Origin of the sequence: Kribbella qitaiheensis (assembly GCF_042657745.1) — a bacterium.
GTDB lineage: Bacteria > Actinomycetota > Actinomycetes > Propionibacteriales > Kribbellaceae > Kribbella > Kribbella qitaiheensis.
Window position 1 is genome coordinate 47,737 of the sequence record NZ_JBHSKE010000076.1, and the last position, 9,925, is coordinate 57,661.

A 9,925-nucleotide genomic window follows, 5' to 3' on the forward strand; every position below is an offset into this window, starting at 1 on the left:
CGCCGATCGGAGCTCCGGCAAGAGCTCGCCTGAAAGCGATTTCAAGGCTCGCTCAAGGCTCCCGATCGCCTACTCAGTCGCGGAATCTTGCGGCCGGGCCGGGTTTGCGCCACGCTGTGCAAACGCTTTCTGAGGATTGGGAGGAGTGCGTGCAGAACCGGCCGGGTCGGTCCCCTCGCGTCACGATCAACGACGTCAGTACGGCGGCCGGCGTCTCCGCGGCGACCGTGTCCCGCGTCCTGAACGGCACCGCGAAGGTCGACTCGTCGCTCGTCGACCGGGTGCACGACGCCGTCCGCGATCTCGGCTACCGCCCGAACGCGGCCGCCCAGGGACTTGCCCGGGGTGAATGGGGAACGATCGGCGTGCTCGTGCCGGACCTCGCGAATCCGTACTTCCCCGAGGTGCTCAAGGCGGTCTCTGCCGTCTCCCGGGCGCACGGCCGCCGGATGATGGTGATGGAATCCGACGAGGATCCCGCCGTCGAGCACGACCTGGTCGAGGACCTGATGCGCTGTTGCGATGGTGTGCTGCTCTGCTCGCCACGGATGCCGCGCGCCGAGTTGGCCGAACTGGTCTCGCGCAAGCACCCGATGGTCCTGTTCAACCGGGTCGTCCCGGGGTTCGCAGTACCGTCGATCTCGGTCGACTTCCACAGCGGAATGACCCAGGTGTGCGGGCATCTCGCCCAGCTCGGGCACCGGCGCGCGGCGTACCTGAGTGGCCCGTCCGCCTCCTGGGCGAACGCCGAGCGCATCCGCGCCTTCGGGGCCGCCCGCGCGTTCGGTCTCGAGGTGACCGTCGTCGACTGCGGAGCCACCAGCCGGGCCGGGTACGACGTTGTCGCCGGAGTGCTGGAATCCGGCGTGACCGCGATCCTGACCTACAACGACCTCGTCGCGTTCGGGGCGTTGTCGAAGCTGCGTGAACAGGGCGTCGAGGTGCCTGGGGAGGTCTCGGTGATCGGCTTCGACGACATCTCGCTCGACCGGGTCGCGCACTCGAACCTCACCACGGTGTCGGTCCCGCGCGACGAACTCGACCGCCGGGCCGGCGAGATCCTCGAGCGGCTACTGGTCAACGGCTACGACGAGGACCCGCTCTACCTGCCGATGACTCTGCACGTCCGCGACACGAGCGGTCCGCCCCGCCCCTGACGCTCACCGCGGTCGGCGGCGAGAATGGCGGACATGTACGTACCGAAGCACTTTGCGGCCGGCGATGGCGTAGTACGGGATCTGCTCGTGAATCACGGGGCGGGGAACCTGGTCACGAACACAGCCGATGGCTTGCTCGCGACGTTACTTCCCTTCATTTACGACCGGACCGTCGGTGAGCATGGCGCGTTGCTCGGGCACGTCGCTCGGAACAACGAGCAGTGGAAGGCTCCCGCGCTCGGCGAATCGCTGGCCATCGTGGCGGGTCCGGACGTTTACATCAGCCCGTCGGCCTATGTGGCGAAGGCCGAACACGGCCGCGTCGTACCGACCTGGAACTACGTGACCGCCCACGTTTACGGACAACTCGTCGTCCATGACGATCCCGCCTGGATCGAGGATGTCGTTCGCCGGTTGACGACCAAGCACGAAGCGGCCTTCGAGCAACAGTGGTCGGTGGATGACGCGCCGGCCGCCTTCGTCGCCGGTCAGCTGCGCGCGATCGTCGGGCTCGAGCTCGTCATCAGCCGGATCGAGGCGAAGGCGAAGCTGAGCCAGAACCGGTCGGACGCCGATGTCGACGGAGTGATCGCCTCGCTCGAGGAGCGGGGTGAGCTGGCGTCGGCCGATGCCGTCCGGGCGGCGAATCGCCGGAGCTGAGGGCGACACGCCGAAGCGGGAGTAGCTTTTGCATCCCTTGACTCGTTGGGCTCCGTGCGGGCCGGTCGATCTTGCCCGTGAGGCTGACCTGCCCAGCCTGTTGATGCACCCGGCCGATCCATTAGCCTGGGTCGGGCTTTCGTCGGCGACGTGGAGGATTCGTGAAGCGGTTCGTAGTACCGCCGAGCTGGCCGACGCCGCCCCGCCGTAGCTGGATGCCGCCGAAGACCTGGCGCCCCGATCCCTCCTGGCCGCCCGCCCCTGACGACTGGAAGTTCTGGGTCGACGGCAAAGGCAACGCGGTCCGCGGACCCGTCGGCCGGTACGGCGGCCCCTCGCAGCGGGTGGTCGCCGCCGGTGCCGGCGGCCTGGTGCTGTTCCTCGCGGTGAACCTCTGGGCGATCTCCGCGATCGGCCTGTTCGGCGGGGACGACCCGAAGAACCAGGCGGCTCCGGTGCTCGACGACAGCAGTTCAACGCCGTCGGTCACGGCCACTCCGACGGTGCCGCCGAAGACCACCGCCGTGCCCTCGCCGCCGCCGCCGTCGGTGCAGAAGACGACGGTCAAGCCGACGCCTACGCCGACCAGGACGACGCGGAAGGTCGAGGCGACGGAGGAGCGCCAGCCGACGCCCACCAGGACCTCGACCCGGACCGTGCGCCCGACTCCGACGCCGTCGCGTCCGCCGACCCGCGAGGAGATCCTCGCGGAGTACTGCGCCAAGCACGACTTGGACGCGAAGTGGTGCGATCCGGACAACTGGCCGTCCGACCCGCCCCGCAACCGTCCCTGACCGTCAGAACCGCGGTCACAACAAACAGCCACAGTGAGCAAGAAGCTCCGGCGCGTCCCGCGTCCGGAGCTTCTGGCCTTTTGGACCTCGAACCGCTCCGGGCCTTGACAGTCGCGGGCCGTCCCAGCAATCTATAACCAATCTGTTTCAGAACAAAGAGGTTATGAATGGCTGTCGACCAGCTCAGTGAGGTGTTCAGCGCCCTCGCCGATCCGACCCGGCGGGCGATCCTGCGCCGGCTGACGGACGGGGACGCGACCGTCGCCGAGCTGGCCGCGCCGTTCAGCGTCTCCCAGCCGGCCATCTCCCGGCACCTGAAGGTGCTCGAGCAGGCCGGCCTGATCTCCCGGAGCCGGCGCGCCACCGCGCGGCTGAGTCACCTGGAGGCGGAGCCGTTGCGCGAGGCGGTCGGCTGGCTGATGGATTACCGCGCCTGCTGGTCGGCGAGCTACGACCGGCTCGACGGACTGCTCGACGTACTGAAGGACGAATCATGAAGGTGATCGCCGAACCGGGCCTGCCGCAGGTCATCATCACGCGGGAGTTCGCCGCGCCGCGCGAACTGCTCTTCCGGGCCTACACCGAGCCGGAGTTGCTGGCCCGCTGGCTCGGCCCGGACTCGTTGACCCTGACCGTCAACCAGCTCGACGTACGGCACGGCGGCCGCTGGCGCTGGACGCACTACGACGCGGACGGCAGGGGCTACGTCTTCCATGGCCTGTACCACGGGACGCCGACGCCCGAGCGGATCGTGCAGACCTACGAGTTCAGCGAGCGGCCCGGGCACGTCTACCTGAACACGATCACCTTCGAAGAACACGACGGGACGACGACGCTGCGCCAGAACACGGTGTTCCAGACGGTCGAGGAGCGCGACGGTTACGTGCGCGGCGACATGGAGACCGGGATCCGTGCCTCGATGGCGAAGCTCGACGACCTGGTGACCCGACTGGCCAAGGAGGCCTGACAATGCGTGAGTTGAGTGTCGACCTGTTCAGCACCGTCGACGGGTACGGCGGTGGTGGGCCGCAGCCGGCGCCGTACTGGGGCTACGGTGCTCCCGGCCTGTACGACTGGGTCAACGGGCAGCTTGCCCGGGACCACGTCATGCTGATGGGAGCGACGACGTACCGGGAGATGTCCGAGATCGTCGCGACCGATGCCGACCCCAGCTTCGACCGGATGGCGGAGCTTCCGAAGCTCGTCTTCTCGAAGACGCTGACCCCACCGCTGAGCTGGGCGAACACCACGATCATCGACGAGCCGGTCGAGACCGCCGTGCCCGCGTTGAAGGCGATGGACGACGGTCTCCCGATGCGCACCATCGGCAGCCCGTCCCTGATCCGCAGCCTCTTCCGGCTCGACCTGGTCGACCGGCTCCGGATCATGGTCTTCCCGACGATCCACGGCACCAGCGGTGAGGGACCGGTCTTCGCCGACCTGCCCGACGTCACCCTGGACCTGGTCGACACCACCGTCCTCGACGATCGGCTCGTGCTGCTGGACTACCGCGTCGGGGAGCGGTTGGAGCCTCGAACCGACGATCAAGCAGGTCAGTGATCAGACGATGTTCTGCTCGGCTCGGAGGGTCGAGGTACGGAAGCGGTTGGCGTCCAAGGGGGAGATGTCGATGAAGGGCGCCCGGCGCAGGTAGAGGTCCCGGAGGATCTCGCCGATGGCGGGGCCCTGAAGGAAACCGTGGCCGGAAAAGCCTGTGGCGTAGAGGAAGCGGCTGATGCTGTCGGCCTCGCCGATCAGGGCGTTGTGATCCGGGGTGTTCTCGTAGAGGCCGGCCCAACCGCTCGCCAGGCCGACGTCCAGCAGCGAAGGAGCACGCTGTTCCATCGCGGCGGTGAGGCGAGGAAGCCAGGCTTCGGTGGGAGCGAGGTGGAAGCCGGGTTCCTCCTCCGGGTCGGACAGGCCGACCAGCAGGCCCGGGCCTTCGCGGTGGAAGTAGAACGTGCTGCTGAAGTCGATCGTCATCGGCAGGTCGCGGGGCAGCTCGGGGATCGCCTCGGTCACCACGATCTGCCGGCGCAGTGGCGTCACCGGCAGCTCGACCCCGGCCATCGCCGCGAGCGGTGCCGACCAGGCTCCGGCCGCGCAGATCACCGTCGACGTAGCGACCCGGCCGCGCCGCGTCCGGACCCCGCGGATCTCGTTGCCAACGGCATCGATTCCGGTGACCTCGCAGCCGGTGACCAGCGTCGCGCCGAGTTTCCGCGCAGCCGTGGCATATCCCAGCACGACGGACTCCGGCGTACAGTGCCCGTCGTTCGGTGAGAAGCAGGCGGCGATCAGCCCGTCGGGAGCCAGCAGCGGGGCGAGCCGGATCGCCTCGGAGACCTCCAGCATCCGGGTCGGTTGCCCGGCCGCGTTCTGCAGCCGGGTGCTCTCCTCGAACAGCGTCACCTGTTCGTCGGACGACAGCAGGAACAGGTAGCCGACCCGGTGCAGGTCGATCTCCTGCCCGGGGCGTTCACCGAAGCGAGCGAACGCCTCCAGGCTGCGAGCGCCGAGCGCGATGTTGAGCTCGTCCGAGAAGTTGGCCCGGACACCGCCGGCCGCCTTGGAGGTCGAACCCGAACCGAGCTCGTTCCGCTCCAGCAGCAGGATGTCGGTGACGCCGGCCTCGGCGAGGTGGAAGGCGATACTCGTACCCATCACCCCGCCGCCGACGATCACCACTTCGGCGCGCTCGGGGAGCGTCACGGCAAGAGGAAGGTGTAGTCCGCCTCGACCGTGACGGTGTCCATCTGCGCCTTCTGCAGCTTGCCCGAGTAGTCCCAGTTCATCGACTGCCAGCGGGTGAACTGGTCGAGCACCCAGATGCCGCTCTGCCGCGAACCGTTGCCGGACTTGCCATTCCCGCCGAACGGCAGGTGTGCCTCGGCGCCGGAGGTCGAGTTGTTCACGCTGACCATGCCGGCCGAGATCCCTTGCGCGAACCGGAACGCCTTGTTCGGGTCGGTCGTGTAGATCGAGCTGGACAGCCCGTACCCCGGCTTGTTGCCGAGGGCAATCGCCTCGTCGAGGGTGGCGTAGCTGGTGATCCCGACGACCGGGCCGAAGGTCTCGTTCAGGAACAGCTCGTCGTCGGACCGGACGCCGTCCACGATCACCGGGTGGTAGAACAGGCCGACCGCGGGGTCGCCGACGAAACCGTCGCGCGGGTTGTCCGCGGAGACCCGGCCGGTCGTGCCGATCACGGTGTGGTGCGCCGCGATCCAGCCGAGCGACTTCTCGAAGCCGGCCGCGAATTTCTCGTCCAGCAGCGGCCCGAACAACACGTCCTGGGTCGGGTCGCCCATCGCCGCCGAGGCCACCGCCGCGCTGAACCGCCGGACGAACTCGTCGTGCACCGACTCATGCACGATCACCGTTCCCAGCGACGTGCACCGCTGACCCGCAGTACCGAAGCCGGAGAACAGGGCGCCTTCGACGGCCAGGTCGAGGTCGGCGTCCTCGGTGATCACCATCGGGTTCTTGCCGCCGAGCTCGAGGCACGGGGTCTGCAGGTGGCGGCCGCAGAGCTCGCCGATCCGGCTGCCGACCTCGCTCGACCCGGTGAATCCGACCTTGTCGATCAGCCCGGCCGCCAGCGCCTGCTCGAGCCCCGCGAACGTGTCGGGCCCGTCGGCGTACACGAGGTTGAAGACGCCCGCCGGTACGCCGGAGTGCGCGAAGATCTGGTAGAACGCGTCGGACACCACCGCGGAGTACTCCGCCGGCTTCCAGACCACGGTGTTACCGCAGAGCAGGGCAGGCACGATGTACCAGGAGGGCACCGCGACCGGGAAGTTGCCGGCCGAGATCACCGCGACGGCACCGACCGGACGGCGGAAGGTGAACAGTTGCTTGTCGGGCATCTCCGACGGCACCGTCTGACCGTAGAGCCGGCGGCCCTCGCCGATGAAGAAGTCGCAGGTGTCGATGATCTCCTGCACCTCGCCGAGCGCCTCCGCCAGCGGTTTGCCGATCTCGCGGGTGACGAGCGCGGCCAGCCGGTCCTTGTTCGCCGTCATCAGCCGGCCGACGTTCGCGATCACCTGACCGCGCTGCGGGGCCGGAAGCGCCGCCCAACCGGCCTGCGCCTCCCGTGCGGCCCGGGCGGCCTGGACGAACACGTCCGGCCCGGCGACCCCGATGGTGCCGACCACGTCGGCGGTGTTCGCCGGGTTGGTGGACGGCGTGGTGCGGACCGGATCCGGGACCTGCTCTCCGGCGACGACGGACAAGATGGCAGACGACACAGGTGGGTCCTCTCACTCAGAACTACGGTCCAGCCAGCCTCCGCCATCCACCCCACCCCTGCCAACCCACCCGCGCGCCGCCCCACCCAGCAGCCGCCCCACCCACGCAGCCGCCTCTCCCCCAGTGGCCGCCCCACCCAACAGAACCTCCACCCCCACCCCGCGCGCATCTCCACTCCCATCCCGCGTACGCATCCCCGCCCCCACGCCGCGCACGCATCCCCGCCCCCACGCCGCGCACGCATCCCCGCCCCCACGCCGCGCACGCATCCCCGCCCCCACGCCGCGCACGCATCCCCGCCCCCACGCCGCGCACGCATCCCGCCCCCACGCCGCGCACGCATCCCCGCCCCCACGCCGCGCACGCATCCCCGCCCCACCCCAGCCCCGCCCTGCGTGACATCCCCTTCCGCCTCTCCCGTGGAGCACCCCGGCACGGCGAACGCGGTACGGCGGGGCGGTGGCGGGGATTGGTTGGTGGGGCGTGTGAGCATGAAGTGTGAGCGGTTTGCGGCTGTCCGATGAAGAGATCGCGGCGATGACTCCAGCGCAGCGGCGGGAGCTCATCCTGCGGCTGGCCCCGGTGCCGGCGGGGTTTTTGCCGGCGCCGCGGACCATGGAACGGATCCGCAGATGGCGGCTGGCGCTGATGCTGGCCTGTGTGGCCGCGCTGATCCCGTGGATCGTCTACCTGGCGATCACCCTGCCCAGCCACTACGAGGCGCGGAACTGGGTCGCCACCTGGGTCGGGTTCGACGTGATCCTGCTGGCGATGCTTGTCGCGACCGCGGTTTTCGGCTGGCGGCGACGGCTGTTGCTCTTGCCGACCGCCTTCGCCTCGGGTGTCCTGCTCGTCTGCGACGCGTGGTTCGACGTCCTGACCAGCCAGCGGGGCGCCGACCTGGTCCAGGCCCTGCTCACCGCGCTCCTGGTGGAGCTGCCGCTCGCCTTCATCCTGATCGCCGGCCCGCTGCGGCTGCTCCGGTACGTCGCGATCCGCAACGGCCTGGTGGAGGGCGGCCTACCGATGTGGCGGCTGCCGATCCCGATGCCTGAGCTCTGGCCGCAGCGGAGAATTCCTCCCGGCTGATCTTGTGATTGCATTCACAAACGGTAGAATGGTGGTCCGCCGGGAACGGCGGTCGCCTGATCGGCGGTGTACAGCAACCATGTCGCAGTGACTGGGAGGGCGTACAGATGACGGAGCGCAAACCGCCCGGGATGAAGACCGAGGACTGGGTCGAGGCGCAGATCAAGCAGGCCCAGAACCGGGGTGAGTTCGACAATCTCCCCGGTGCGGGCAAGCCGATCCCGAAGCTGGCTGAGGCGCACGACCCGGACTGGTGGGTGAAGGACCTCATCCGCCGGGAGCAGATCGAGACCGACGCGCTGCTGCCTGTGTCGGTGCAGTTGCGCAAGGAGAAGGAACAGCTCCCGGAGAAGCTGCGCAAGGTGCGCCGCGAGAGCGAGGTCCGGGACTATCTGCAGGATCTGAACAAGCGCATCCTGATCCAGATCCGCGACGCCACCGGAGCGGTCATCCCGGTCGGCACGGTCGACGAGGAGGCCCTCGTCGAGCAATGGCGCCTCGACCGCCCGTCGGCAAACACACGACCAGCCGAGCCGGACCAGCCGGCAAGCGTCAGGCGCTCGTTATGGCAGCGCTTGTTCGGCGGCTGATCGTCGCAGTCGGTCGGGGACGCGAGCAAGCTCGTAGAGGTGGTCGGCGTGGTGTGCACCGGAGATCCCACCGCCGGCCAGCTGCATCTGCATCCTCGCGCGTTCGACGCGGCCTTCGTTCACCCGGCGGCGACTCCACAGGTTCGGTGGGGTTGTGGACAACCTGACCGGATCCGATGCCTGCGTCGAGTTTCGGTCAATCTTTGGAATCCCTTACAAATAAGGGCCTTCCGGACCAGAAACTGTCCGAGGCGCCATCTAGAGTCTGGGGTATGGAGATCTTGGGCGAGCGGCCGGCATGGTCGATGAGCGACAGCGAACTGCTGGCGACTCTCGACGCGCTCCACGCCGAGATCTCCCGCCTACAGACCTACCGCCTGCAGGTCCTGGCCGCCTACGACGCCACCGGCCACGCCGCCACCCTCGGCGCCGGCGACACCGCCCGCCTGCTCGCCTTCCGCCACCGCCTCGACCCAGGCGTGATCAAGCGTGACCTGGCCCTGGCCAAAGCGCTCAAGAAGTACCCCGCCGTCACCAACGCCCTGCCAGCCACCGGCGTCGGGGATCCGGCCGACGCCACTCAAGACGATCCGGACAGCGAGCCGGGCGTGGGAGCCGAAGCCGATGCAGTGGTGTTGTCTCCGGCGCAGGCCGCGGCGATCGTGGCCGAACTGGAAGGCGTCCCCAAGACCGTCGCGGTCGAGGACCTGACTGTCGCCGAGGAACAACTCGTCGCCTTGGGGCGCCACTTCAACCCCTCCGAACTGCGCAAGGCCGCCCGCCGGGTCCGCGACCTGCTCGACGCCGACGGCCCGGCGCCGGAGGAGGACAAGGCCTACGCCCGGGAAGAGTTGCGGCTGAGGCCCGCCGACCGGGGGGTGAAGTTCAGCGGTTACCTGGCCAACGACAACGCCGAACTGTTCCAGGCCCTGATCCTGGAGGGCTCGAAGCCGCGCAAGACCGTCACCGGCGAGTTGGACCCGCGCTCACCGGACAAGCGCCGCGCCGACGCCCTCACCGACGTCCTCAACGTCGCCTCCAACGCCATCACCACCGCCACCGGCCCAGCCGACACAGCCGATCCCGCCGACCTGGCCGGGGCGACCCTCGACAGTGCCGAGGCCGCCGGATCGCCACACGGCACCGGCACTCCAGACGCGACCGGTCGCTCCGGCCAGACTGGTGCCGCCGCGACGGGTGCTAGGGCGGTGGCCGGGCACGGCCCGAAGGCGCACATCACGATCACCATCGACCTCAAAGACCTCACCGACGCAGGCGCCCACGCGGTCGGGACCCTGGTCCACGGCGAAGGACTGTCCGCCGGCGCGATCCGGCGGCTGGCGTGCGAGGCGCAGATCATCCCGATCGTGCTCGGCGCCAA

Annotated in this window: 11 protein-coding genes; 9 read left to right on the top strand and 2 right to left on the bottom strand. The window is 69.1% G+C overall.

Annotated features, from left to right (window positions below):
- Positions 1–149: 149 nt before the first annotated feature.
- The 6 genes from ACFPJ1_RS40195 (at position 150) to ACFPJ1_RS40220 (ending at position 4,171) form a co-directional block, all read left to right on the top strand.
- Entirely contained in the window at positions 150–1,157 is a 1,008-nt protein-coding gene (locus ACFPJ1_RS40195) for a LacI family DNA-binding transcriptional regulator (RefSeq protein ID WP_380111626.1), read from the top strand.
- 33 nt (positions 1,158–1,190) lie between these two features.
- The gene (locus tag ACFPJ1_RS40200; RefSeq protein ID WP_380111627.1) at positions 1,191–1,817 is read left to right on the top strand and encodes an FMN-binding negative transcriptional regulator; all 627 of its coding nucleotides are present in this window, start codon (positions 1,191–1,193) and stop codon (positions 1,815–1,817) included.
- A 161-nt stretch (positions 1,818–1,978) separates the two neighbouring features.
- Positions 1,979–2,611, top strand: coding sequence for a hypothetical protein (locus tag ACFPJ1_RS40205; RefSeq protein ID WP_380111628.1), 633 nt, complete (start codon positions 1,979–1,981; stop codon positions 2,609–2,611).
- 167 nt (positions 2,612–2,778) lie between these two features.
- Entirely contained in the window at positions 2,779–3,108 is a 330-nt protein-coding gene (locus tag ACFPJ1_RS40210; protein WP_380111630.1) for an ArsR/SmtB family transcription factor, read from the top strand.
- On the top strand, positions 3,105–3,578 hold the full coding sequence (locus ACFPJ1_RS40215) for an SRPBCC family protein (protein ID WP_380111631.1): 474 nt from the start codon (positions 3,105–3,107) through the stop codon (positions 3,576–3,578). Before ACFPJ1_RS40210 ends, ACFPJ1_RS40215 begins: the two co-directional genes overlap by 4 nt.
- Positions 3,579–3,580: 2 nt before the next feature.
- Positions 3,581–4,171, top strand: coding sequence for a dihydrofolate reductase family protein (locus ACFPJ1_RS40220; RefSeq protein ID WP_380111632.1), 591 nt, complete (start codon positions 3,581–3,583; stop codon positions 4,169–4,171).
- Here ACFPJ1_RS40220 and ACFPJ1_RS40225 read toward each other — a convergent pair whose 3' ends face one another.
- Positions 4,172–5,323, bottom strand: a complete 1,152-nt coding sequence (locus tag ACFPJ1_RS40225) for an NAD(P)/FAD-dependent oxidoreductase (protein WP_380111633.1) — start codon at positions 5,321–5,323, stop codon at positions 4,172–4,174. It abuts the gene before it with no gap.
- A complete protein-coding gene (locus ACFPJ1_RS40230; RefSeq protein WP_380111634.1) occupies positions 5,320–6,864 on the bottom strand; it encodes an aldehyde dehydrogenase family protein in 1,545 nt (514 codons plus the stop codon). Before ACFPJ1_RS40230 ends, ACFPJ1_RS40225 begins: the two co-directional genes overlap by 4 nt.
- A gap of 499 nt (positions 6,865–7,363) precedes the next feature.
- On the opposite strand from ACFPJ1_RS40230, the gene ACFPJ1_RS40235 reads away from it, so the two are divergent.
- From ACFPJ1_RS40235 to ACFPJ1_RS40245, 3 genes are all read left to right on the top strand, one after another.
- The gene (locus tag ACFPJ1_RS40235; RefSeq protein WP_380111635.1) at positions 7,364–7,954 is read left to right on the top strand and encodes a hypothetical protein; all 591 of its coding nucleotides are present in this window, start codon (positions 7,364–7,366) and stop codon (positions 7,952–7,954) included.
- Between the two features lie 107 nt (positions 7,955–8,061).
- Positions 8,062–8,544 (top strand): DnaJ family domain-containing protein, encoded by a 483-nt coding sequence (locus ACFPJ1_RS40240; RefSeq protein WP_380111636.1) that lies wholly within the window; start codon positions 8,062–8,064, stop codon positions 8,542–8,544.
- Positions 8,545–8,816: 272 nt separating this feature from the next.
- Positions 8,817–9,925 (top strand): DUF222 domain-containing protein (locus ACFPJ1_RS40245; RefSeq protein ID WP_380111637.1); only part of this gene is annotated, 1,109 nt, incomplete at its 3' end.